25 protein-coding genes and 2 tRNA genes are annotated in these 25,815 nt (G+C 34.2%); 7 read left to right on the plus strand and 20 right to left on the minus strand.

Features of this window, described 5'->3' with window-relative positions:
- Nucleotides 1–396 carry a 30S ribosome-binding factor RbfA gene (gene rbfA, locus BMY39_RS02350; RefSeq protein ID WP_092574895.1) on the minus strand — a complete coding sequence of 132 codons (396 nt, stop codon included), beginning with the start codon at nt 394–396 and terminating at the stop codon, nt 1–3.
- Nucleotides 397–475: 79 nt separating this feature from the next.
- On the opposite strand from rbfA, the gene mce reads away from it, so the two are divergent.
- Both mce and BMY39_RS02360 read left to right on the plus strand, forming a co-directional pair.
- Entirely contained in the window at nt 476–880 is a 405-nt protein-coding gene (gene mce, locus BMY39_RS02355; protein ID WP_092574897.1) for a methylmalonyl-CoA epimerase, read from the plus strand.
- A 75-nt stretch (nt 881–955) separates the two neighbouring features.
- Nucleotides 956–1,029: transfer RNA gene (locus BMY39_RS02360), tRNA-Ile, on the plus strand.
- Nucleotides 1,030–1,131: 102 nt separating this feature from the next.
- Here BMY39_RS02360 and BMY39_RS02365 read toward each other — a convergent pair.
- The 18 genes from BMY39_RS02365 to BMY39_RS02450 all read right to left on the minus strand — a co-directional run bounded on the left by BMY39_RS02365 (nt 1,132) and on the right by BMY39_RS02450 (nt 20,985).
- Complete coding sequence (locus tag BMY39_RS02365; protein WP_092574899.1) at nt 1,132–1,869, minus strand: SOS response-associated peptidase; 738 nt, start codon at nt 1,867–1,869, stop codon at nt 1,132–1,134.
- Between the two features lie 34 nt (nt 1,870–1,903).
- Nucleotides 1,904–2,125 carry a hypothetical protein gene (locus tag BMY39_RS02370; protein ID WP_092574901.1) on the minus strand — a complete coding sequence of 74 codons (222 nt, stop codon included), beginning with the start codon at nt 2,123–2,125 and terminating at the stop codon, nt 1,904–1,906.
- A 59-nt stretch (nt 2,126–2,184) separates the two neighbouring features.
- Nucleotides 2,185–3,195, minus strand: coding sequence for a DUF481 domain-containing protein (locus tag BMY39_RS02375; RefSeq protein WP_092574903.1), 1,011 nt, complete (start codon nt 3,193–3,195; stop codon nt 2,185–2,187).
- 438 nt (nt 3,196–3,633) lie between these two features.
- The gene (can, locus tag BMY39_RS02380) at nt 3,634–4,275 is read right to left on the minus strand and encodes a carbonate dehydratase (protein ID WP_092574905.1); all 642 of its coding nucleotides are present in this window, start codon (nt 4,273–4,275) and stop codon (nt 3,634–3,636) included.
- 78 nt (nt 4,276–4,353) lie between these two features.
- Complete coding sequence (locus BMY39_RS02385; RefSeq protein WP_092574907.1) at nt 4,354–5,943, minus strand: SulP family inorganic anion transporter; 1,590 nt, start codon at nt 5,941–5,943, stop codon at nt 4,354–4,356.
- 82 nt (nt 5,944–6,025) lie between these two features.
- Nucleotides 6,026–6,325 (minus strand): hypothetical protein, encoded by a 300-nt coding sequence (locus BMY39_RS02390; protein WP_143064732.1) that lies wholly within the window; start codon nt 6,323–6,325, stop codon nt 6,026–6,028.
- A gap of 330 nt (nt 6,326–6,655) precedes the next feature.
- The gene (locus BMY39_RS02395; RefSeq protein ID WP_092574911.1) at nt 6,656–7,195 is read right to left on the minus strand and encodes a universal stress protein; all 540 of its coding nucleotides are present in this window, start codon (nt 7,193–7,195) and stop codon (nt 6,656–6,658) included.
- Between the two features lie 26 nt (nt 7,196–7,221).
- Nucleotides 7,222–9,585, minus strand: a complete 2,364-nt coding sequence (locus BMY39_RS02400) for a DUF2309 domain-containing protein (protein WP_092574913.1) — start codon at nt 9,583–9,585, stop codon at nt 7,222–7,224.
- A gap of 3 nt (nt 9,586–9,588) precedes the next feature.
- A complete protein-coding gene (locus BMY39_RS02405) occupies nt 9,589–11,034 on the minus strand; it encodes a proton-conducting transporter transmembrane domain-containing protein (RefSeq protein WP_092574915.1) in 1,446 nt (481 codons plus the stop codon).
- Between the two features lie 223 nt (nt 11,035–11,257).
- Nucleotides 11,258–12,019, minus strand: a complete 762-nt coding sequence (locus BMY39_RS02410) for a tetratricopeptide repeat protein (RefSeq protein WP_092574916.1) — start codon at nt 12,017–12,019, stop codon at nt 11,258–11,260.
- 1 nt (nt 12,020) lies between these two features.
- On the minus strand, nt 12,021–13,793 hold the full coding sequence (locus BMY39_RS02415; RefSeq protein WP_092577551.1) for a BatD family protein: 1,773 nt from the start codon (nt 13,791–13,793) through the stop codon (nt 12,021–12,023).
- A 90-nt stretch (nt 13,794–13,883) separates the two neighbouring features.
- Nucleotides 13,884–14,714: a tetratricopeptide repeat protein gene (locus BMY39_RS02420; protein WP_092574918.1), complete on the minus strand. Its 831-nt coding sequence runs from the start codon at nt 14,712–14,714 to the stop codon at nt 13,884–13,886.
- Between the two features lie 212 nt (nt 14,715–14,926).
- The gene (locus tag BMY39_RS02425; protein ID WP_092574919.1) at nt 14,927–15,964 is read right to left on the minus strand and encodes a VWA domain-containing protein; all 1,038 of its coding nucleotides are present in this window, start codon (nt 15,962–15,964) and stop codon (nt 14,927–14,929) included.
- Nucleotides 15,965–16,002: 38 nt separating this feature from the next.
- The gene (locus BMY39_RS02430; protein ID WP_092574923.1) at nt 16,003–17,010 is read right to left on the minus strand and encodes a vWA domain-containing protein; all 1,008 of its coding nucleotides are present in this window, start codon (nt 17,008–17,010) and stop codon (nt 16,003–16,005) included.
- Nucleotides 17,010–18,653 carry a BatD family protein gene (locus BMY39_RS02435; protein WP_092577552.1) on the minus strand — a complete coding sequence of 548 codons (1,644 nt, stop codon included), beginning with the start codon at nt 18,651–18,653 and terminating at the stop codon, nt 17,010–17,012. The genes BMY39_RS02430 and BMY39_RS02435 overlap by 1 nt, the downstream gene beginning before the upstream one ends.
- Before the next feature lie 35 nt (nt 18,654–18,688).
- Nucleotides 18,689–19,555, minus strand: a complete 867-nt coding sequence (locus tag BMY39_RS02440; RefSeq protein ID WP_092574925.1) for a DUF58 domain-containing protein — start codon at nt 19,553–19,555, stop codon at nt 18,689–18,691.
- Nucleotides 19,556–19,634: 79 nt separating this feature from the next.
- Entirely contained in the window at nt 19,635–20,636 is a 1,002-nt protein-coding gene (locus tag BMY39_RS02445) for an AAA family ATPase (protein ID WP_092574927.1), read from the minus strand.
- A 275-nt stretch (nt 20,637–20,911) separates the two neighbouring features.
- Nucleotides 20,912–20,985 (minus strand) — tRNA-Ala (locus BMY39_RS02450).
- Between the two features lie 131 nt (nt 20,986–21,116).
- On the opposite strand from BMY39_RS02450, the gene BMY39_RS02455 reads away from it, so the two are divergent.
- Nucleotides 21,117–22,214, plus strand: coding sequence for an adenylate/guanylate cyclase domain-containing protein (locus BMY39_RS02455; RefSeq protein ID WP_092574931.1), 1,098 nt, complete (start codon nt 21,117–21,119; stop codon nt 22,212–22,214).
- 7 nt (nt 22,215–22,221) lie between these two features.
- Here BMY39_RS02455 and BMY39_RS02460 read toward each other — a convergent pair whose 3' ends face one another.
- A complete protein-coding gene (locus tag BMY39_RS02460; protein WP_092577556.1) occupies nt 22,222–23,016 on the minus strand; it encodes a universal stress protein in 795 nt (264 codons plus the stop codon).
- A 59-nt stretch (nt 23,017–23,075) separates the two neighbouring features.
- On the opposite strand from BMY39_RS02460, the gene BMY39_RS02465 reads away from it, so the two are divergent.
- The 4 genes from BMY39_RS02465 (at nt 23,076) to BMY39_RS02480 (ending at nt 25,695) form a co-directional block, all read left to right on the plus strand.
- Nucleotides 23,076–23,576: a GNAT family N-acetyltransferase gene (locus BMY39_RS02465; protein ID WP_092574933.1), complete on the plus strand. Its 501-nt coding sequence runs from the start codon at nt 23,076–23,078 to the stop codon at nt 23,574–23,576.
- Nucleotides 23,573–24,907 carry an MATE family efflux transporter gene (locus tag BMY39_RS02470; protein WP_092577559.1) on the plus strand — a complete coding sequence of 445 codons (1,335 nt, stop codon included), beginning with the start codon at nt 23,573–23,575 and terminating at the stop codon, nt 24,905–24,907. Before BMY39_RS02465 ends, BMY39_RS02470 begins: the two co-directional genes overlap by 4 nt.
- Before the next feature lie 9 nt (nt 24,908–24,916).
- The gene (locus BMY39_RS02475) at nt 24,917–25,114 is read left to right on the plus strand and encodes a hypothetical protein (RefSeq protein WP_245738142.1); all 198 of its coding nucleotides are present in this window, start codon (nt 24,917–24,919) and stop codon (nt 25,112–25,114) included.
- A gap of 128 nt (nt 25,115–25,242) precedes the next feature.
- Entirely contained in the window at nt 25,243–25,695 is a 453-nt protein-coding gene (locus BMY39_RS02480; protein WP_092574935.1) for a 6-pyruvoyl trahydropterin synthase family protein, read from the plus strand.
- The last annotated feature ends 120 nt before the right edge of the window (nt 25,696–25,815 follow it).

Below are 25,815 nucleotides of genomic sequence, written 5' to 3' on the forward strand. Positions count from 1 at the left end.
TTATGACTTCTTTCTTTTATCTAGTAAATCGGGGTTATCAATAGGATTGTCCTTACCTTTTAAAGACTGTTCAATACGGTCTATATACTCCAAGGAATCGTCAATAAAAAATTCAAGATTTGGCATGCGTCTTAACTGATTTTTGGTGCGTTGCGCTAATTCATGGCGAATTAACGGGGTGTTGCTTCTAATGCCTTCAACAATAGGCTTCGCTTTGTCGTTAGGAAATACGCTTAAATATACCTTGGCTACCGATAGATCTACTGTAACTTTTACTTTAGTAACCGATATAATTACACCGCGCATACCGCCTTGTGTTGCGGCACCTTGAAGTACATCCACTAAATCGCGTTGTAACACCGAACCTATTTTTTTTTGTCTTTGACTTTCTTCCATAGTTTTTTTGAATGTCTTGCATGCAAATATGATACAAAAATAAGGGATATTTTGTATCTTTCTGTAAAAGTAAGGTTTAATGAATAAAATAGAACATATAGGTATTGCGGTAAAGAGTTTGGAGGACGCTAACGCTTTGTTTGCAAAGCTTTTTGGTGAACCACATTATAAACTTGAAACAGTAAAAAGCGAGGGGGTGAGCACCTCGTTTTTTAAAGTAGGCGCGAATAAGATTGAACTTTTAGAAGCCACAAACCCAGATAGCCCTATTGCGAAGTTTATTGAAAAAAAAGGAGAAGGCATTCACCACATTGCTTTTGATGTGGACAATATTGATGCCGAAATAAAACGCCTAAAAAAGGAAGGCTTTACAGTGTTGAACGATGCACCCAAAAGAGGGGCAGACAATAAACTTGTTGCGTTTTTGCACCCAAAATCCACTAATGGTGTGCTTATAGAGTTATGCCAAGAGATTAGGGAATAAATTTCTTGTAGAGTTTTAAGAAATATAGTAATATTGCACACTCTTATTTTTAAGAGAATTACATTTCATGTAATGGGTCCTATAACTCAGTTGGTTAGAGTATCTGACTCATAATCAGAAAGTCCCTGGTTCGAGCCCAGGTGGGACCACGTTTTGAAATTATAAAGCCTTGTAAACGTTGAGTTTACGAGGCTTTTTTAGTTTCAGGGGACGATGAGGGGACGACTAAATTCCTTTAAAATCAGCTATTATTAGAAGAGCGTATCTTTTTGTACAGGCTCCACAATGTATGGTTTATTTGTATCTATGCCCTTTTTATAAATATCTCTACTAACAGGATGCGCTTTAAACTCTCTGTTGGTAAATCCAAAGGTCATTAATTCATTAATTTGTGATTGATTAAGACCATCATCTAGCCAATCTTCATATAAATCGTTAGCTAGCACTAAGGGCATACGTTTCTTTTTATTATGTACTTCCGCAAAAAAATCATTTGCCTCAGTAGTTAATATCGTAGCTGAGAATAATGATGTTTCAGAATCAATTTCATTATAAAGTCCTGCCATCAAAAACAAATCTCCTGTTGGAAATTCGTCGTTTGGTTGGTGGCAAAAATATGGGATAGCCACACCATTTTCATGATGGGGTTCAAAAAATCCATCGGCCAAAATCAAACATCTTTTGCTCTCTGCACTATTTTTAAATGATGGCTTTTCAAACATAGATTCACTTCGGGCATTCAAAGTATTACTTTTTTTTAGGAACTTATTTGGATTATGCAAAGCCCAATCTGGAACAAGACCCCAAGTTGCTGGATAAATTTGGTCTGGTTCATTCATTGGTATAATATAAACGTTACCGTGTGTGAACCCATTTAAGTGATAGTAAGGAGTGAATTCTAGCGGAATTTTATAGTTTAAATATAATTCATCATTTAGTCTTTCAAGAATTTCTGTATCTTTTTTTCTAAGTGATTTGGCGTAACACATAGTAAATAATTTAATTACCTCAATTTAACAAAAATCACTCTACTATCAGAGATTGCAAAAGTTCATCCGGAGGTGTTGATTTTGTAATTTTATTAATTGTTTCTTGAAGCGACAAAATGAGAACATCATGATTTCTATTGTCATATTTGTTATTCAATGCTTGTAGTAGTTTTATCCTATCTTCTAACAAAAGGACATTCAAATAAATCGAAAACCCCTCATCTGTAAGCCGAGGCGCACCATACAGCTTTTTCATTTTAGAAAAATAGTTCGTGTAAAGCATGTAATAAATTTAAATAATGTTTTCACATTAAGTTAATCAAATACCCAGCCAAATCCACTGGTAAAAATATAATCAATATCATTACCTGCTATCGCAGGTTGGTTATCGTAATTTAATGTAAATCCTAATTTAAGATAAAAATCTAGTGGTAAATCATATTTAAGAGTCACGTCATAATCAACCCTGGTTCTCTTTTTTTCCGATAAGCTAGAATATAGTTTAATATCTGTCTTAAGATTAATATCTTCAAAATCAAACATATTGAAACTGGTAGATAACAAGGCTTCGCTAGATGTTTTATTTAAAGATTCATCTGCGTATTCTTCAATATTATATGTAAGACCAACACTAAGCCCTAGGTATAATTTGTTGGTGCTAATCAGGAATTTCCCAAAACTTACTCCTGGGTTTATCCTTCCTTCCAAAGCTTGTTCTGTATTGGCTAAAAATGGGATATTGCCCAATAAGTACCATTTTCTTGGTAGTATGCGTATAAACTCTAAATTCGCATCAGTTCTTTTTGTTTTATCTGCATTATCTTGCCTTGAATTTAATACACTAATATCTCCTTCTATTAACCATCGTTTATCAACATAATTTAAATTTCCTCCGATGGTAAATTGTGAATTATTATTTGCTTTGGTGAAGTTATATCCAAGATCGATAGACCCTTTAATACGACTCCAGAAATTATCATCTACTTCATCCAAAGTAATTACTTCATCCAAATTGAATGACTCAATAGAATTATCTTCTAACCTTATAATAATATTTCCTCCATTATCAGTTTTAATGTTTCCGAATCGGCGCCTTCCTCTTGTGAGAATGACAAGACATTTTCGCTGAACGACGAGGCCTTTCACCTTATGAAATTTAATTTTAAAATCCTTGTCGCTATATGAGGTCTTAAAGGTTAAAACACCCTTAGAAATTGACTTAATTTCTCCTGCCAGAACATTGTTGTTCTTTAGTTGAATTGTGTCATTTTGCGTGTATCCCCATATACTGATTAAGAAAAAAAACAAAAACAGATATTTATTCATAAATCCTAATAGAACGATTGGTTATATATTTACCCACTTCCCCTGCTTATTGTTATCTGATTGCTTAGTATTACCCGATAATCCATCAGCTTAGTCTAAACTTCGTATTATGGTATATGTTTGGCTTAGTAGCGACTGAATACCCAGAACTGCTAAACAAAAAGAAGCTATTTTAATTATTGACATATTGAAAATATTACCCAAAATAAAGACAAAAAATAAACTTTGATAATATTTACAGGGTACAATATTAATTTTTTTCTAGAAATTGATTTTTAACAATGTAATAAAACATACTTCATATGAAATGCTAAGAATGACAGATGAACTAACTATTAAAGCCTCATAAACTTAACATTTACGAGGCTTTTTAATTTACCAAATTATGGACGTTACATTTACACCTAAATTTATAAGTAAAACCTTTTTAGTTTTTCGTTAATCTAAATCCAAAACAAAAATATCGTCTAAATGCTGCGCACTGTCCATTGATACTTTTAAATCATCGATAATGCCATCTTTTAAATCGTACACCCAACCATGAACTTCTAAAGGTCTTCCGTCTTTCCATGCTTGCTGCACTATCGATGTTTTTGCCAAATCGTACACTTGGGCTTTTACGTTCAATTCCACAAGACGATCGAAACGTTTTTTATCATCATCAATTTTTTTAAGCTCTGTTTTATTGTCCTTGTAAACCTCTTTTATGTTTCTTACCCACTTGTTAATCAGTCCTAGAGATTTATTTTGCATTGCAGCAGCAACACCACCACAACCATAGTGCCCACATACAATAATATGCTCTACTTTTAAATGATTCACGGCATAATCTAATACGCTTAACATGTTCATATCTGTATGCACTACCATATTGGCGATATTTCTATGTACAAAAAGCTCTCCGGGATGAGTTCCTGTTATTTCGTTTGCAGGCACTCTACTATCGGCACAACCAATCCATAGTACAGGTGGTTTTTGTCCTTTTGATAAATCCTCAAAATAGTTCTTGTCTTTTTGGGTCATTTCTTTGACCCATTCCTTATTATTGACTAATAACTGATTATAATATGTGTTTTTCATAATTTATAGTTTTTCATGTTTCTTAATACAGGCTGTACATGTATTAAAGTTATCAAAATTTTGTTTTAAAAGACAACCTTATCCAAGTTTATTAAGTTTAAAAAATTCGATGTAACTGTCGGGGTTTTCTACAACACCGCGTTCAGACACCAGTTTAATATCTATATTTCGCTCTTTTGCCTTAAATGCAAAATCTTCTAATATTTCAATAATATCATTATCCAAATACCTAGTTTTACTTACATCTAATTCTAAAAAAGAATCGGGTGGAAGATTATCTAATTCTTTGAGAATAGCTCCCTTGTTAAAAAAGGTTACCTCTTCAGCAAGTGTCATTTTTATTTTACCGTCATCTACATCTTCCCCTTCTTTATGTAAAAAGTGAGAATTTTGGAAACTTTTAATCAATATTACAGTAATACCAACCGCTAGCCCTAAACCGATACCCCAAAGTAAATCGATAAATACAATCCCTAAAACTGTTATTATAAAAGGAATCCATTGTTTCCAACCTAGGCTAAACATTTTTCTAAACGTTGATGGTTTTGCTAGTTTAAAACCTACAATAAATAATACCGCTGCTAATACAGATAGCGGAATCATATTTAAAAGTTTAGGTATTAAGATTACTGAAATTAACAAGAAAAACCCATGAATTATGGCAGACAGTTTTGTTCGTCCTCCTGATTGAATATTTGCAGAACTTCTAACAATTACTTGTGTAATTGGTAATCCTCCAATACAACCAGAAATGATATTACCTGTGCCTTGTGCCAATAACTCTCGGTTAGTGGGCGTTACATTTTTGTGCGGATCTAATTTATCCGTGGCTTCTACACATAATAAGGTTTCAAGTGAAGCTACTATAGCAATTGTAAATCCTGTTATCCAAACATCCATTCTGGTTATTGCAGAAAAATCCGGAAATGTAAATTGACCTAAAAAACTATCGAAATCTCCTGGGACAGGTACAGACACAAGGTGATTATCTGTTATACCAAGTGCACCATCTTTGGTAACTATATAGAAAACAATACCTACAACTACAGCAACCAAAGGCCCTTGTACAAGTTGAAATATTTTTCCTTTGTTACTTAAAACATTAGACCATAATAGTAAAATAGCCATCGCAACTATTGCAATAAGAGTCGCGCCCATACTAACATTACCGCTAATTAATGCATTAATAGCCTTTAAAAGTTCAGTTAGTGTATTTTCCCCATCTATTTGCAGAAATGCAAAATCGCCTTGAGGATCTTCATCCATACCAAAAAAATGCGGTATTTGCTTTAGGATAATGATGATTCCAATACCTGTAAGCATGCCTCTAATTACTGAAGACGGAAAGTAATATCCAATAATTCCAGCTCTTAAAAAGCCTAATAACAATTGTATAGCACCTCCTATAACAACAGCCACTAAAAAATTTTCGTAGCCTCCTAAAGCACCAATGGCAGTAAGCACAATTGCGGCTAAACCAGCTGCAGGACCACTTACCCCAATATTTGATCCACTTAAGCTACCAACTACTATTCCGCCGATAATACCAGCAATAAGACCAGAAAACAATGGAGCTCCACTAGCTAAGGCAATACCTAAACATAGGGGTAAAGCCACAAAAAATACTACAATACTGGCAGGGAGGTCGTTTTTTAAATATTTAAACATAAAATAAATAATTGTAAACCAAAGCGCAATAGGCTTTCGGTTTAGTTAGTAAGAAATTTGATTTGAGTTTATAGAAAAACAGTTATGTTTTTTTTGGAGGAGGAAAAGAAAGCTGAATATGTGGTTTTTTATACATTTTCAAACAGTATTCTAAATTATTTTCCTCAAAACTCATGATGCGTGCAGATAGCGGGTGCTGAATTTCTAAAACTATAAAATCTTTTTCGCCATTCTTTTCTTGACTTTTCTCCTTTTCTTCTTCTGAAGCCGCATAAATCTCAGAAACATCTATATCATCATCAATAAGAATCATAACTGTAGGTGTCACTACAATTAACATGAATATAGAAACTAATAAAATGGCGATTGTGTTTCTCAACATTGCGAGTTATACTATTAAAAAACTAAATATAACACATATTTATTAAGCTTGTAAAACTCTTTGAAAATTTTTATATCCATTGAAGAAATCCAGTTGTTTTTTTATGAGCAAGTTTTATTTCTTTTTTTAGATATTTTATGATGTATAGCACTTGTATTTTAGGCTTTTATTAGACCTAAAAACCCTTTAGTTTTTAAAACTGACTCTCTTTTAATTTTGTTATTTCTATGGAAAAAACGACAGCAGATACATTGTTTCTAAAACAAAAACACCTCAATAGCATAATTTATTATACTATGGAGGTGTTAACTTAACTTGTGAAATATCGGTTTAAGCCGTCAATTCTTTTTTAGAATCTAAATTATAGTTATCTATATTGTTTTTCAGCCCTAAACTATCGAGAGACACTTCGCCATTAGCATCTAAAATAGTCTTATCTGTTGCTACAAAAATAACTCCCTTATAATTTTTATTTACTAAACGTGTTATATTATCTCCAAGAAATTTAAACCTTTTCCCCGCTCTTTCTCCGAGAATAATCATATCTGGTCGGGACATTTCAATGTAGTTTTTAATTTCACTTTTAACATTCCCATATGCAAAAGCGGTCTTGATTTCAATATTATTATCTTTAGATATAGGCGCAACCAAGTTTTTAATTTTTTCATCTATTTTTTTAGAAACTTCCGTGATTATATTAATAGCCGACAATGGGTCTTCTGTTTGCTCAACTTCAGTTGCAGATTTCGCGTAAAAAAACTCAACATTTGCATCAATTTCATTAGATAATTTGGCGGCATAGCTTAAAGCTTGAATGGACTTTTCTTTTAAATCTGAAAGCACTAATATTTTATAATTATTATTTTTCATAATGTTTGTTTTTAATATTTAAAGTATTAATACCTAGATACTTCAACAGATTGTTTTGTTTCTGTGTTTTTATTTGAAGGCACTGTTATTGTTTCAATCCAATTATAATTTTTAGAATATGTTTTAAACTGATTTGAATCACTACTATCCATAACCTTTAAATACATCCACTCATTATCTAATAACATTTGTAGGTGTTTATTAGCCCTTATAATCGCTTCAACACGTTCTAGCGGTGCATGAATCATTGTAGTTAACCTTAGTGGTTGATGATACATATCAGTATCTGAAGACTTTAAAGATTGTAGTGGTAAGCCCATTTTTAAATCGCCTCCGTTACCTTGAACCACTCCAAAATGGCCTGTAATATTGTGCGTTACCTTAGAGCCTCCACCAAACTTATCATTATCTACTGTACTGAAATAATAATGATTATTAATCCATTGTGTTACTACCATAGGGCCGCCCATGATACCAGCTAAGGCTTTCCCTTTTGGGTCTAATTTCCAGTTGTAAGAGTGCATAAAACATCTGCCATCTAAATTGCTAGAGGCCGTTAATTTTCTAGAACCTACAATGAAAGCTGCATTTTTTGCTAATCCCCATTCTGGTCTTGTTTCGCCCCAGTTAATAGATTTAGCTTGTGCCAATGCTACACTTCCAGAAGTTACTCCAAGTCGTTCTGTTGTGGCAGTTTCTTGTACTTTAAGTAGGTTTTCTTTTAACACCCTTATAAGGCCATCATGTGTTTTTGGCACTTGATTATCAAACAATTCAATTTCATCTGTAGTAGTATTGTGCTCAGCGCCAATAAATACAGTTTGCTCTGGAATATTTATGTTGTGTGTATTTGCTAAAACGCGTCTTACTTCTTTTTCATTAGCTAAAGCAGCCAATAACCTTGCATTATGTCTGCCTGGATTTGCAGCACAAGCACCACAATCTAAACTTGAAGCAAAAGGATTGTTTGCCGTTTTACTACCGTGACCTACAAATAATACTAACGGCGCAAATTGCTCCCATCCCATTAAATCAAAACCAGATTTTACAATGGCTACTTTTTCTTCTAGAGCAATTGTTTTATGCGTTTCGTTATTATAAGTTATTTGTGGTTCACAAAATGATTCGTAATCCAGTTTATCATGTTTCACTTTTGAAAAAGCTTTTGGCATAAAAGACTGCATAATAAGTGACAATCCGTAGAATGCACCAGAACCTTCCACAAACCCGAAAGACGACGGCAACATATTTTTAAGACGCTTTAAAATACGTGTTTTAGACTTCGCTATGTTTCTATTTCTTTTGAAAGTATCGTCTTTGGTTGCTGTATTTTCAAGAGGTGTTTCTGTTATCTTATATGGTGAACCTACAATTGGCGGACAGGACTTGATGCTGATATCTTCTTGATAATGCTGATAATCGGCAGCAATTCCAAAAAATCCTGCATAGCCAAAAGTTTCATAATTTCCTGAAGCTTCTACATGACGGCGGATAAGTTCCGATCGTGTATCAATACAAAATACCATTTGTGCATCAGGTACTTCTGTATTCGCTTCTAAATTTAGAGTTTCACTTTGCGCAACTAAATTTGATGTTAACTTATTTTGAAAAGATGTCTCCCAAGCTTTTAACCAAAGATATTTCAAGGTATTTTGAGATGTATCATCATTAGTGTTTTCATCAACTTCTAAAGAAAAACCTAAGTGATTCGCAATGGTTAATCGCACTGCCAAATAATCTTCTATAGTAATTGGAAATTCTTGTTGCCATACAGTATTGGTAGTAGCTCTATGTTTGATGTAACCCGTCCAACCTGGTAAAGCAGAAATATGTGCGGTAAACAACTTGTTGTAACTAGAAATATTGTGCGCACTTAACACTTGCTCAAGAGCCTCAATACTGGTGTCTGGAATATTTTTTAAACTTGGGTTTCCAATATCCTTATCATAACTAGCTAATAATTTCCATGCTTTAAAGAATCCTTTTTCCTTGTAAGGCATTTGCCATTCGGCCATACCTTCATCCATAAACGCTGCCAACCATTTCGTCATAATCACATCCAACTTAGAATGTGTTTGCGTTGGTGCAGTTTCTTCATTCATTTTAGCAAGGTATGCTTCAGGTGCTTCAAAATATTCGGCTTCTCTTAGAATTTCAATTAAAAGTGTTCTATCAATATCATTCTTTTCAAGAGCTGTTCTGTATACTGAAGCGCTAGGATAAGACTTCGATTTTAAATAATGACCCGCTTCCTTCACAGCCTCTTCAAAAGGTAACTTTTCATACCCAGATAAAGGGTTTGATGCCACAAAGGAATATAACGGCCATGTGGTTCCTATACATTGTGTTGCTGCTTCTATGCTTAAAAGTATGTGTTCTCTTTTCGTCATAACTTATTTGTTTTTAAAGGAAACTACAGATGTGTTTAAAGGTTGAGATACATTCATTAACTTTACGTAAAGCCAAGGAATTTTGCGGTACATACCAGATAACATAATATGAAAGGCTACAAGGAATACAACACCAAATATGATGTGTACCGGGGTTAAAGCAATAGCTACATTTGCCATTGGCATATCAGACATTAAAAGGGTTACACCATTAAAAACTAAAGCATAAATACCAACACCTGCAATAATTAAAATTGGTGTGACGATTAGTTTTTTAATGCCTTCAATGTTAGCGTGATTTATAATGTTGTACACTACTTGACCAACCGTAATGGCAACTATAAAGGTTAGAAACAAACCACTATTCAATGCAATACCTTTACCAGTTATAAAACCGAAAAGTACACCACCTAATGTTGCTGAGGCTATGATGATAAGTGTCTGTAATGGCTTAATTACCATTTTTTCTGGAGGTTTAGGTAAAGAATTGCGTACTTCTTCACCAGCGGTTAAAAACAAATATGCTTTGTAGAAACCGTGAAGAATTAAATGCGTAATTGCGGCAGTGAAAAACCCTAGCCCACATTGCATTACCATAAAACTCATTTGAGCAATGGTAGAGCATGCTAATTTTTGTTTTACATTAACCTGAAGTAGCTTACTAAATTGCGCTACAATAGCTGTTACACCACCAATAATGAATATTAATAACAATACATTCGCTTCAAAAAACAGAGGAGCAAATAAAGTGAGTAAAATACCTGCACCATTTACAAACCCAGCATGCATTAAAGCAGATGCTGGTGTTGGTGAGGTCATCGCAGACAATAACCATCTGTGAAATGGAAATATAGCCGACTGAATAATAGCAGCGACTATAATAAATAGCGAAGCTAAAGAAATTTGCCATTGCGCGCCGAGTTCGAGGTTTGCTAATATTTCTGTTCTTGTGAGCCCACCAGTTACGTAAACTAACAAGGCAACGCCTAAAGCAAAACATATAGCGCCTCCAAAATAATTGGTTCTTGCAAATTTTGATGCATGTTGCGCTTCTTTCCATTCAGCATCAATCCCAATGAGTTTAGACATGATTAAACCCATTAAAAACCAAAACAATACCATAAGCAAGACATGATTTGATATTACGAATAGCATTACCGATAATGAAAAGCTAAGACACAAAAACAAGAATTGGTTTTGTAGTTTAAACCCTTTCATGTAATTCGCAGAATACATTTGAACGATACCACTAAAAAAGGATACTACCGTCCAAATAACAATGCTAAAGCCATTAATAAGAAAGATGCCCTTATAACTCCACGTTGGAAAATCAGAAAAATAGTAAGCTATTAATCCTGCGTTTACTAAGAAGATAAACCATGTAAGGGAGATTAAAATTTTTGAAAGTGTAGATTTTTTGTTTAGATAATCTAACTGATGTGTTTCCATAATAAATAAAAATCGGTTTTAGTTTTTATTTGAGTGATTTAAACATCACGTTCAAACCACGGTGCAAATTTTAAAAAACTATTTCATTGATTTTTATTTATATATTATATATTATGCATAAATATATTTTATAATAAGGCCTTATCCCTGGCTATTGTTAAGATGATATAAAAAAAGAGCATCAATTTTGATGCTCTTTTTTTATAATATAGCGTTTTAGCTTTTAAAAAGCTTTCAACAATTTAATATCTTCATTATCAATCCACCCTGTTTTCCCATCTAAAAGCTTTATTTTTTTCCAATTGTTTACAGTATCTATCACTTGAACTTTTGTGCCTTCATGCAATCTAAACGCTTCTTCACTACGCAAATTTGGCTCTGTTTTTACTTGAGATTCCCGTGCAAAAACTATGGCTGGATTATTCTTTTTGTCTAATTCAAACTTATTAAAAGCAAATGCAAGCACAATGCACAACGATAATAGGCAAATAACACTTGATACAAAGGCTATACGTTTTTTTCCTGATGAATACGACAAGTAGTATAGTAACACCAAAACCACATATAGAAAAGCTAAGACCACTGCAATTTTTGCCCAAGCATCAAAATTTAAAGAATGGGTTATGTTTTTTATAAATTTTGAAAACCCTACTTCAGGTATGTTATCTATAGCATCAATGGTCATATTGTTTGCAAAGGCCAAATTGTTTTCAATATCCCTGTCATTAGGATCTAAAAGTTTTGCTTTTTCAAAATAATAAATACTGGGCGCTACATTATTCAATCTATAATGTGCGTTGCCCAAATTAAAATACAATTCGGGAGAGTGTTTATCAGTTTCTAAAATGGCCATGTACTTATCTATGGCTTCGGCATACTTTCCCTCGTTATATAGCGCATTGCCTTCCTCAAAAAGAGTCCTATTTTGTGCTTCAGAAAACATAAAGCTTAACAGCACAATTAGTATGTAAAAGAAGTGTTTCATCTTAACGTGCCTGTTTATCTATTAATGAAATTGTTTTTGCGGCTTTTTCATAATCTTCCTGCATAGTAACATTGGTAATTGGCGTATAACGTGCCAACTCACAATTTTCGAAAATGGCTATAAAATCGTTTACCACTTCGTTTTCAACGTTTCGTTCTAGCAATAGATTTTGTATTCTGTCCTTGCTTAAATCGCTGGTCTCAATACGTAATTTTGCCTTTAAATAGTTGTGTAATGCTTTTTCTAAAGCTTCATAAAACGCTTCTTTTTTGCCCAATTGTTTTTTGGCACCTTTTAAATATTTCCTAGCAAGTCTATCTGCTTTTCTTATTTTATTTCCAGTAATATCAGCATCACGAATGTCTTTTTTTCTTTTGATTAAAACTACAAGGGGAATAGCTAAAAAAGGTGCCAACAATAAACTCCAGAACAATGTCGATTTAAAAAAATAACTCGTTTTAGTGGTGACTAAATCCGTGTTGGTTTTAATAAAAGCAAACTGATTATTGTTTGAAACCACAGTCTGTTTTATCGTATTACTCGATGGGGTGGTGGTTTCAGAACTTGTATTTACGGGGCCGTCCAGTACGTTAATAATTATTTCGTCAGAGGATAGGCGTTTGTAGGTTTTGGTTTTTACATCGAAATAAGAAAATGAAACGCTGGATAACGGATACTTCCCTTTATACTGTGGTACAATAGTGTAAGTATCTGAAATGCTTCCTTGCATGCCACTTGTTGTCGTGCTTACATTTTCTTCGTGTTCGGGCTCATAAACCTCTAAAGAACTTGGAAGTGTTAATTTAGGTAGCTTGAATAATTTTAAATTTCCTTTCCCACGGACTTCTACTTTTGCTTGTAAAGATTCCGTAGCATCCAATTCTGTTTTAGACGCCGTAACCTTAAAACTAAAATCGCCCACAGCACCACTAAAATCTGCTGGTTTTCCTTTTTCTGGCAGCGACTTTACGTTAATGGTTCTATTGCCGGCTGAAACTGTTCTGTTTACCCGTGTCATTAATCGGCTTCCAAAAATATCGCGTCGGTTTGTTGGCACTTGAACAGAGACATTTAATGATAAAGGCTCAATATTCAATCTTCCGGTGCGCTGAGGATATAAAACCGTTTTGCGCAATACTAAATAACGATATTCCTCACCATTATAAGTGCCATTTTGTACACGTTGTCCTTTGGTATCTATATTCTGGCTCCAAAAATCATCGTATTTAGGAATATCTATTTCACGCCAATTATCCACACCTGTTGTTGGGGCTACATATAGTTTATAAACCACAGTAATGGCTTCGTTTAAATAAGGATTTGAATTTGAAACTTCAGCGACTAAATGAATATTGTTAGAGGCTACATAATCCGGGTCGTTGGGATCTTTAGGTTTGTCAATGGCTGCAGTAACCTCAACCTTAATAGGTGTTGTTTTATAAATTTCACCTTCTATTTCAATAGTTGCTTGCCCTATTGTAAAGTTACCTCTGCTTTTGGGTGCTAGGAAATAGCTATATGTTTTTTTATAGGTTCTAACGCCATTTATCCAAGAATTACTCACAGATTGGTTTGGGCCTCCAATAACCGTGAAACCATTAAAACCTGGAGGATTAAAATTATCACCATCTTTATTCATCTCAAAATCTATGCGCAATCTTTCGTTTACACCTAGCTTTTCCTTACTTACTTTGGCCTCAAACTTTACTTGTGCTGAAGCCACAGTTGCTGTAAGAATGAAAAAAGTTATATGTAGTAATTTTAATAGTTTCATTTTCATTTTAGGATGTTTCGGCTTTGTTCAGCATAACAAAACTCATTTTCGTCGTACTTCCGCCTTTCGTCTCCAATCATCTGTCTACTTTTACCAATCTTTTTCTGTTTTAACCTTCACGCCTTTTTGTTTTTCGGCATTCATTTTTTCCTGTACTTTTTGTTCTTGGTTGTTCATAGCCTCTAACAAACTTTTAATTTGCTGTGGCGATAATTGTCCAGGTTTTGGCTGTGGTTTTTTCTTATCTTCTTTTTCTTTATCGCCTTTATTCTTATCTTCTTTTTGGTCTTCGGGCTTTTTTTCATCTTCCTTGTCCTCACCATCTTTCTTCTCGTCCTCTTTATCCTCGCCGTCTTTCTTATCTTTATTTTCCTCGTTCTTGTCGTCTTTGTTTTCTTTGTTTTCGTCTTTCTTATCGTCACTATTGTCTTTGTCCTCTTTATTCTCGTCGTCTTTATTTTCGTCTTCCTGCTGTTTTGCGCACTCTTTAGCTAAAGCCAAATTATAGCGTGTTTCATCATCCGAAGGGTTATTTCGTAGGGCACTCTTATAAGCTTCTACCGCTTCCTTGCACTTTTTATTTTTCATAAGCACATTGCCCATATTATGGAAAGCTTTGTGTTTGGCATCTTTAGAGGTCGCCAATTTAGCCGTTTGTTGGTGGCGGTATAAAGCTTCTTCAAAGTTACCTTTTTCGTAGTAAGAGTTTCCTAAATTATAAAGTCCAGCAATATTGTCCGATTGTTTAGACAGCGCTTTTCTATATTCCATTTCGGCAGCAACAAAATCTTCACTCACCAATTCGTTGGCTTCGTAAACATAATTATTGGCTTGTTTTTCGGCTAGCACACGTGTTTTATCATCTTGAGAAAACCCCAAAAACGATACACATAATACAAGTAATACAACTAACTTTTTCATTTTAAAAAACCTTATTTCTAAGTTATAAAACTGTCATTTTTTTTGCGTTAAAAAAACTATAAATTTGGGCGCTCCCCCGCTCGTTCGCTAGGGCTCTCAGAGCAAGGTCGGGCTTTCGGCAGTCGCTCTCTGCGAGGAGCTTCAACAAATGCCTCAATCCCTAGCGCGGGCATGTTTGCTAGAACCTATGCTTTCCCACGACCTTAGTTTATTTAAAAATTTTCGTTAAACAAATTCAATTTTTTCAACCATGCTGTTTTTCGCTCCAATAGGAAAATATCTAGAAACAAAAAGAAAATCCCAAATCCTAAAAACCATTGAAATTGGTCTTTAAAATCAGCAAACTGTTTTGCTTCAAATTCAGTTTTATCCATAGTGTTTAAAATCTCCCTGATATTTTCTACCACATCATTGGTTACTTTTCCATTAATGTAAGCGCCATCCGCCTCTTCAGCAATACCTATCAAAGTATCTTCATTTAGCTTCGTAATTACCGTTTCTCCTTGATTATCTTTTTTATAACTTACTACAACGCCGTTGCGTTTTAACGGAATAGGCCCACCTTTAACATCGCCCACACCAATAGTAAAAATACGAATACCTTCTTCATTAGCTTCTTCCGCAACATCGATGGCGGCCTCACTATGGTCTTCACCATCCGAAATTATAATAAGCACCCTATTAGTTTGTTCTTCATCGTCAAAATATGTTGTGGCTAATTTTATGGCTTCGTTAATTGCTGTACCTTGGGAGGACAACATATCGGTATTCATGTTATTCAAAAACATCTTCGCCGATGCATAATCTGTGGTAATTGGTAATTGCGGAAACGCCTTTCCTGCATAGGCAATAATACCAACACGGTCACTGGCCAAATTATTTATAATTTGCGTTACCAACTGCTTCGCTTTTTCTAACCGGTTTGGTGCAATATCCTCAGCTAACATACTTTTAGACACATCCACTGCAAATACAATATCTACGCCTTCGCGTTTCACGGTTTCTAGTTTTGTACCAATTTTTGGGTTTACCAACGCAATAGAGAAACACAGAAAAGCTAAACTCAACACTATAATTTTTAATGTTGATTTGAAAAAAGATGTATCAGGACTCAGCCTTTTCATTAGCGATTTATCCGCAAATTTTTGTTGTGTTCTATGTTTCCAAAATTGAAGCACCAAAAAGAATAGGACTACTACTGGGATTATTCCCAGCGTCCAAAACCATATTTTTTCATCTAATTGATACATTTTTCTAAAATTCCAATATTAAAATTCTAAATTTCAAACTACACAAAACTCCTAAAAATAGTAAAGCGTAATAATAACTCTAAAAGCAGCAATAATCCTGCAAATAATACAAGCGGACGATACTTTTCTTCGTAATTATAAAATTTAAATTCCTCAATTTCTGTTTTTTCTAATTTATTGATCTCTTTGTAAATTTCCTCCAACTTCTCGTTGTTGGTAGCCCTAAAGTACTTTCCGCCCGTAGCATCAGCAATTTCCTTTAGTAATTCTTCATCTATTTCAACTTGTATACGCCCATATTGAAATCTCCCGGTTCTAGGGTCTATAGCAATTGGCGACAATGCCATACCGTTGGTGCCCAACCCAATAGTATAGGTTTTAATGCCATATTCCACAGCCAATTCACTTGCTGTTCTTGGGTCGATAAACCCCGTATTGTTTACACCATCAGTTAATAGAATAATAACTTTACTTTGCGCTTTACTATCCTTTAATCGGTTTACCGAAGTGGCTAAACCCATACCAATAGCGGTTCCGCCTTCTATAATCGTATTGTATTTTATGCTTTTTAATGAGCGTAATACAATGGCTTTATCGCTAGTAATTGGTGTTTTAGTATAGCTTTCTCCAGCATATTCTACTAAACCAATGCGATCGTTAGGCCGCCCTTTAATAAATTCAGATGCTACATCTTTTAAAGCTTCTAGTCGGTTTGGTTTTAAGTCTTTGGCGAGCATACTGGCCGATACATCAATGGCCATTACAATATCGATCCCTTTGGTGGTTTTTGTTCTTGAGGACACATCAACAGACTGAGGTCTTGCCAGCGCTGTTATTAATAATGCCAAGGCTAATAGCCTGAATACAAATAGAATGTGTTTTAATTTTGGTAGCCAAGAACTAGTAACCTTAAAGCCTTTTAAGCTAGATATTTTAAGTTCAGCGGTTTGCTTTTTATTCTTAAATATATACCAAGCCATTGCTAAAGGCAATAACAAAAACAACCAAAATAATTCTTTATTTAAAAACTCAATCCCCTCTAGCATTATTCTTCTTTCTCTTCGGTTTGTAATTCTACAGAATTTAAAATTCTATCGGCAATTTGTTTACTGTAAACATCATCTTCCTTCCAAATTATTGAAATTCTATGCAATATATTATCAGCAGCAAAATGTAAAGCAACGTACTCACCATATTCCGAATCATTTGATTTAACACTGGGTAGTTTAACAGTGCCAAAAGTTTTCAATCCCTCAGCTCCATTTGGGGTTACAAATTTTTCATTTTTAACAATTATGTTTGTTGCTCCTGATTTTTCAAGCCCTTCTATTGCTTCATCTTCTGCTTTTTTTAAGTCAATATCATTTTTTGATATTGCCTTTTTCGATTTATAAGTAGTAATATCTATAACAAAAAAGTCTAGCATACTTCCATAATAGAAGCTAGTGATTTTAGCTCTGTTATTTTCTTTAGTCCTTAGCGTATCTCTACTTAGAACTTTAGGAGTGGAAATAGTTACTGGCGGCAAGCCATAATCACTCGTTACCCATTCGCCCTCTAACAACTCTTTACTTTCATGACCGATGATGGTGTCCTTTACATAATCAAAACCATATTTTATTGAAAATCCAACAATTGTAGCCATCAACAAGAATACGCTTATCCCAACGGTTAACCATACTTTTTTACGCTTCTTTTTGCGCTCTTGTTCTTCTCGATATTGTTCGTCTAAAAGCTTTTCTTCTTCGGTAGGCTCTGGCAATACTTCTTTTACATGATCAATTTCAGCATCAATAGTATTTCTATCTAGTTCTGCTAAAGCTACATCTGGAGCAGACTTTGCAAACTTCACTAAATCGGCACGTCTTAAAATGCTTTCTAAATTCTTAATGGTTTCAGTGCTTAAATCTATTTGATTGCCATCCTTTAATAGTCGCAGCTTACTTATTAATTCATCTGTTGTACTTTCCAGAGCATGGTCATACACCTTTTCATCTAAATATTTACGAATTATTAATGTCAGCTCTGAATAGTAATCTTTTAGTTGCTCGTGTTCTAAATAATGACTCTCATCTAGTTTTTGTAGCGCTAGTTTAGCTCTATCATATGGTGGCAATAATGCGATTTTTTCTTCTTCACTTAGAGGCTTCTGTCTCCAAATAAACCACCACAACAAAGCTGCTACTATGCCTAAAATTAAAAGTGTAACCACAAGGTATTTCCACCAATTGCTGCCACGTTTTTTTACTTCAATTAGAGGTTTAATATCGTACAGTCCTTGTTTTGCAGTATCTACAGCAATCGTATTTACTTCAACTTTAAGCGAATCTGTAAAGAACGTGTTGTCTCCAACGATTATTTTTTGACGTGGAATAGTATAGCTCCCAGAATCGAACTGTGTTAACCCGTATTTTTTTATTAAGCTGAATTTGTCTTTGCTTTTAACCGTATCAATAGCATAGGATTCTATCATTTCTAAAGGCGCGAACGTTTGCCCTTCTGGAAACACAACTAAATTTGTAGAGTCGGTTTCTACCTGAATATTGTAGGTGATTTGCTCTCCTATTTTGATTGATGTAGAATCGATAGAAGACGTTACTTGGGCAAAAGATAAAACAGACATAAGGCAGAAAGCACAAGATAGAAGCAATCCTTTCAAATTACCTTCACCCATTACTTCAAAATTCATAAATCTGAAATCGTTAATCATAAATCGTTACTCTTTTAGCCTCTTCTTTTAAAATAACCTAGTAGTTTTTTAACGTAACTTTCATCCACACGACAATCAATAACCCCAGCACCCGAGCGCGAAAATGTTTCTTTGTAATAATTCACCTTATTCCTATAAAACCTAGCGTAATTTTGTCGTACTTTTTTAGATGTGGTGTTTACCAATAGCATTTCACCTGTTTCTTCATCTAACATTTGCACCACACCAAGATTAGGTATCTCTTCCTCACGTTTATCATAAACCCGTATTCCCGTAACATCATGCTTACCAGATACAATTTTCATCGTACGCTCGTAATCATCAGCGATAAAGTCGGAAAGTAGAAATACGATAGCCTTCTTCTTCATTACGTTTGATAAGAATTTTAAAGCCTCGGCAATATTGGTTTGTTTACTTTCTGGTGTAAATTCTATAAGTTCTCGAATGATACGCAATACATGAGAACGCCCTTTTTTAGGTGGAATAAATAGTTCTACCTGGTCTGAAAATAAAATCAAACCAATTTTGTCATTATTCTGAGTAGCCGAAAATGCTAAGGTTGCTGCTATTTCGGTAACTACCTCATTTTTAAATTGCTGTTCTGTACCGAATAATTCTGAACCTGAAATATCTACCATAAGCATCATGGTAAGTTCACGCTCTTCCTCAAATACTTTAATGAAAGGTTCACTGTAACGTGCGGTAACATTCCAATCAATATTTCTAACATCGTCTCCAAATTGATACTGACGAACTTCACTAAATGTCATACCACGCCCTTTAAAGGTAGAATGGTATTCTCCTCCAAAAATATGATCAGACAACCGCCGTGTCTTAATCTCAATTTTGCGTACTTTTTTTAGTAATTCTTTAGTATCCATTTTTTCAATTGTCTATTGAATATTTAATATTGATTAATTAGAACTTAATAATCAATTGTCAATTATCAATTGTCAATTTTTAAGGTACTTCTATCTCGTTTACAATTTTGTTGATGATGTCTTCAGAAGTCACGTTTTCAGCTTCTGCTTCGTAAGTAATGCCAATTCTGTGGCGTAATACATCATGAACTACAGCACGAACATCTTCTGGGATTACATAACCTCTACGTTTGATGAAGGCATAACATTTAGCAGCTGTTGCTAAATTGATACTTCCACGAGGAGAGGCTCCAAAAGAAATTAATGGTTTTAAATCGGTAAGTCTATATTTTTCAGGATATCTTGTCGCAAAAATAATGTCGAGGATGTACTTTTCAATTTTTTCATCCATGTACACGTCTTTGATAGCTTCCTGTGCTGCTAAAATTTGTTTTACAGAAACTACTGGATTTACCTTGTCCCAAGCACCTTTCATATTGGCTCTCATAATTAACTGTTCCTCATCTAATTTAGGATAGTCAATTACTGTTTTTAACATAAAACGGTCAACTTGCGCTTCTGGTAATGGGTAGGTTCCTTCTTGCTCTACAGGGTTTTGCGTTGCCATTACTAAGAATGGTTTGTCTAAAACAAACGTTTCATCGCCAATGGTAACTTGCTTTTCCTGCATTGCTTCCAGTAGTGCCGATTGCACTTTTGCAGGTGCTCTGTTTATTTCATCTGCTAAAACAAAATTTGCAAAAATTGGTCCTTTCTTAATGGAGAAGTCATTCTCCTTCATGTTATAAATCAATGTACCAGTAACATCGGCAGGTAATAAATCCGGAGTAAACTGTATTCTGCTAAAACTACCATCCACAGCCTGCGCCAAGGTGTTAATCGCCAAAGTTTTTGCTAATCCAGGAACACCTTCTAATAAAATATGACCTTTACCTAAAAGGCCAATTAGCAATCGTTCTACCATGTGTTTTTGACCTACAATAACTTTATTCATTTCTAAAGTCAATAAGTCTACAAAGGCACTTTCCTTTTCAATTTTCTCGTTAATAGACTTAATATCAATTGTACTAGTGTCTTCCATCATTTTTTAAGTTTTAGAGCGTAAAAGTATGGCCCATAATTCAGGCAGTGCAAATTGTTAAAATTTTTATTTGAAACCTGTTAAAAATTGGTTAAAAAAATTGGTTAAAAGCGATGAAACCTGACTTTAACCAATAATTATGATAAGATTATCTTAAATGGTTGAAAAACATCTAAGTTTTTAAAAATAAACCTAAGTTCTAGTTTTAAGATTTGTTGATGTACCGATAAACAAAAATCATAAAAAAGGCATCATCAATGCGATAATGCCTTTTGTGGAGAAGATCGGGCTCGAACCGACGACCTCTTGACTGCCAGTCAAGCGCTCTAGCCAACTGAGCTACATCCCCTTGTTTATTATTCTACCACGGTTAGAATTAGGTGGTAAATATATGTATTAAATGACAAATTTCAATCGCGTTTATATATAAAAGTAATCTACATAATTATTAAATTGTAAACTTCTAAACATATTATTTACATGAGGATATCGGCAATTGCAAAAAGAAACATATCAAAAATTCTCCCATTTGGGGTTATATGGCTCATTTTCGCTTGCTTATTTTTATGGGTAGAATTTGCCGCTATTGGCAATCAGGAAAACACCCCTGATGCTGCCATTAAAATAACGCCCAGCATTCTAACGTTTGCATTAACTGGTATTACAATTATCGGACTTTTGGTTGGTACTATTGAAGTACTATTTCTTAGCAAACTATTTGAAAAGAAACAATTTTGGCAAAAGATTGTTGCCAAATTCATTATTTACATTCTTTTCTTTTCATTTGTAATTCTTATCAATTATCCCATTGCTGCAAGTATAGAATTAAACACATCAGTTTTTCATGCCGATGTGTGGGCAAAATATTTCAATTTTTTCTTCAGTATTACACATTTAAGCGCCATTGTTCAGCTTGGTTTCTCCTTGCTTTTTTCATTACTTTATTCTGAGGTTAGTGAGAATTTGGGACAAAATGTTCTATTGAATTTTTTTACCGGAAAATATCATAAACCTATATCAGAAACCCGGATATTTATGTTCTTAGATATGAAATCCTCAACCACAATCGCCGAAGAACTTGGGCACATAAAGTATTTTGAGCTTTTAAAATCTTATTATTTTGATCTATCGGACGCTATTATAAAAAATGAAGGAGAAGTGTATCAATATGTGGGTGATGAAATTGTAATGTCATGGAAGTTTTCAAAAGGTATCAAAAACAATAATTGCGTTAATTGTTTTTTTGATATGAAAGCTGCTCTTGAAAAGAAAAAGGAATACTATTTAAAAACCTACAGTGTACATCCTGAATTTAAGGCAGGAATTCATTTTGGAGAGGTGACTATTGGAGAAATAGGAGTTTTAAAAAAAGACATTTTTTTCACTGGTGATGTGTTAAATACTACCGCGAGAATACAGAGTTTGTGCAATAAGTATGGTGTTGAGTTTATTGCGTCTAAAAAGCTTATAGAACACCTTAAATCAAGCAAAAACTATAGTTTATCTGCTTTAAAAACGGAAAAATTAAGAGGAAAAACAAAGTTGGTTGATTTAGTAGCTATTCAAAAACTACATTAGCACTTCACTATTTCAATCCACTTAAAACCAATACGGGCGTTTTTATGAAAAAGTCTTTACGCAGAATGGTGTCTTTTTCCCATTTTTTAGCAAAAAACCCACGTTTGCGTCTTACTACACAAAGCATATCGGGACTATGCGATTGAAAATGCTCTAAAACACCCTGGAAGGTTGTAGCATTAACCGATTCTGTGGTATTTCGTATCATAGAACTCAGTTCTTCGTTCACATTAAAATCGCCTTCTTTGTGGTATGGTGTTTTTACCAATAATAAATCAATCGTAGCATTAAATTTTGCTTTGAGATCTTTTAATGGCTGTAAAACATTGTCTTTTTTTATAATAGCCGATTTTATCGCCATTAATATATTTGATGGTTTAGAAAACGTATATCCTTCAGGAACAATTAAGGCGGGTACTTCCATTTGCTTAATAATTTTCCCTGAAATTTTTCCTAGGTATACTTCGTCGTTAATAGAATTTGTTCTTGGTTCCACCAAAACCAAATCTACATCTGCAGCTTTACATGCTAACTCTAAAGTATCAATTAAATCACCTTTTAAAACCTTAACAATAACATCAATACCTTTTTTATCAACTTTGGAAACTAAATCATTTAAAAACGACAAACTCTCACGTTCTATGATGTTTTCAACCTTAATCATAGTTCCTGCTTTGGTGAATACGTTGTACACTTGTACCACAAACACCTTTGCTCCAAAAGTTTCAGCAAAATCTATAGCGTACTGTAAATGACTTACAGCATTTTTTGAAGAACCTACAGGAACTAAAATATTTTTCATAACCAGATAGTTAAAACTTAAATTTACAATAAATTTTAAGGCAAAAGTAACACAATTTAATGATACGAAAAGCAACACCTGAAGATGTAAACCAAATTTTAAAAATCACTAAAGCATGTGCAACACACATGATGCACCAAAATATTTTTCAGTGGAATGAATACTATCCAAATGCTTCGGCTTTTAATAAAGATATTGATAGGGGAGAATGCTATGTTTTAGAGTCTGCGAATGAAATTATTGGCTGCATCACAATTTCAACGTTTATGGATGAAGAATATACCCCAATAAAATGGCTAACCCCCAATAAAAATAATAGTTATATACATCGCTTAGCGGTACATCCAAAATTTCAACATAATGGCTATGCGCAACTACTGCTTACCTTTGCTGAAAATTACGCAAAAAACAACAATTATACATCTATTAGATTGGACACCTTTTCACAGAATAAAAGAAACCAAAAGTTTTACGAACTTCGCGGCTATAAAAAATTAGGTGATATTTATTTTCTGAAGCAAAGTAAATTTCCGTTTCATTGTTACGAATTGGTCCTGTGAGTTCAAATATTAGCATAAAATACATTAATAAACTGGCTGTTCCCGCATTAATTTCTGGGATTTCAGAACCTATTTTGTCTATTACAGATACTGCTATTGTTGGAAATATTGATACCAACCCTGTGGAATCCCTAGCTGCTGTAGGTATTGTTGGAACATTTTTGTCAATGCTTATTTGGATTTTAGGGCAAACCCGTAGCGCCATTTCTGCCATAGTATCGCAATACCTCGGAGCAGATAACCTAGAAAAGGTAAAAAACTTGCCAGCCCAAGCCATTTTTATCGTTACATCTTTAAGCCTATTAATCATAGTTGGGACGTATCCATTTGCGAGTCATATTTTCAAGCTTTATAACGCGTCAGACTTAATACTAGATTACAGTGTTGTGTACTACAAAATTAGAGTTTTCGGATTTCCGTTTACGCTATTCACCATAGCTGTTTTTGGTACATTTAGAGGTTTACAAAACACATATCACCCCATGATAATTGCTATTATTGGTGCTTCGGCAAATATTGTTTTAGATTTTGTCTTGGTGTACGGTATTCCTGGATATGTAGCACCCATGAATATTGAAGGAGCTGCATATGCGAGCGTTATAGCGCAAATACTTATGGCATTGTTTTCAGCCTATTATTTGCTTAAAAAGACAAGTATTCCCCTACTGCCAACGTTCCCATTTAATCCAGAAATCAAACGATTTCTTTTTATGATTCTCAATCTTTTCATAAGAACATTGGCGCTTAACATAACGCTGTATTTTGCCACCAGATTTGCTACTGGTTATGGCAAAAACTACATCGCAGCTTATACTATTGCTATTAATTTATGGTTTTTAGGTGCTTTTATTATCGATGGGTATGCAGGTGCAGGAAACATCATGTCGGGAAGGTTATTTGGTGCTCAAAATTATAAGGATTTGGTAAAATTAAATGTAAAGCTTATTAAAATTGGGCTATTGGTAGGTTTCATTTTAACCGCTATAGGATTCATGGTTTACAAACCCATTGGCATACTTTTTACGAAAGAGCCAGAAGTTTTAGAACGGTTTTACAACGTATTTTGGATAGTGCTCATTATGCAACCTATTTGCTCTATAGCCTTTATTTTTGATGGCATTTTTAAAGGCTTAGGTAAAATGGGAACTTTAAGAAATGTATTGCTGGGAGCTACATTTTTAGTGTTTATACCAATACTTTATGGGCTAGATTATCTAGATTTTAAACTCAACGGTATTTTTATAGCATTAACCTTTTGGATGATTGCCAGAGCCTTACCTCTATTGGTTAATTTCAGAAAACAATTTATACCACTCGCTAAAAACAACTAAATTTACAACATGATAACACGTAAAATCTTCCTAATGCTGAGTCTGTTTCAAACTCCAGATATAGAAGAAAAAATTAAAAATGCACCCGATGAGGGTTACGAAATAGGTGTGTTTATTGGCTCAATGATTCCGTTTGTGGTTCTCGTAATTATTGCCTACATGATTTATTATTACAGTAAAAAGCGTAACAGTAATAACAACCCATAAGTTATGGATATACTAAACTTTTTTAGTGGCAACGGCCTCTTTCTAATCCTTGCACTCGTACTAATAATTATTTATTTTGTAAATAAAAAACGAAGAAGATAGTATATTTGCCAATCAATATTATGCAAATGAGCAATATACGTATCACCAAGCAATTTTCGTTCGAAACAGGTCACGCCCTTTATGGATACGATGGCAAATGTAAAAATGTACACGGGCATAGCTATCGTCTCGATGTTACCGTGTTTGGCAAGCCCATTACAGATACTTCTAACGTAAAATACGGTATGGTAATCGATTTTGGAGACCTAAAAAAAATTGTAAAAGAAGAGATTGTTAATGTATTCGACCATGCCACTGTGTTCAACAAAAACACACCACACGTAGAGCTCGCTAAAGAATTAGAAAATAGGGGGCATAATATTTTACTGGTAGATTACCAACCTACAAGCGAAATGATGGTCATCGATTTTGCAAAAAAAATAAAAGCACGCCTACCAGAAAACATTAAGCTCCACTCTTTAAAACTGCAAGAAACTGCCACGAGTTTTGCAGAGTGGTTTGCCAACGATCAAGATTAGGTTTTGGGCGCTCCCCTTTCGGGTCGGGCTTTCCGTTAATAGTTTTGGCTCGATGCTCGCCTCGTCAAAAGCTGCCACTGCAATCCCTAGCGCGGGTTTATCTGCTAAAAACTTTCCTTA

It is taken from the genome of Hyunsoonleella jejuensis, assembly GCF_900111025.1.
Taxonomy (GTDB): Bacteria; Bacteroidota; Bacteroidia; order Flavobacteriales; family Flavobacteriaceae; genus Jejuia; species Jejuia jejuensis.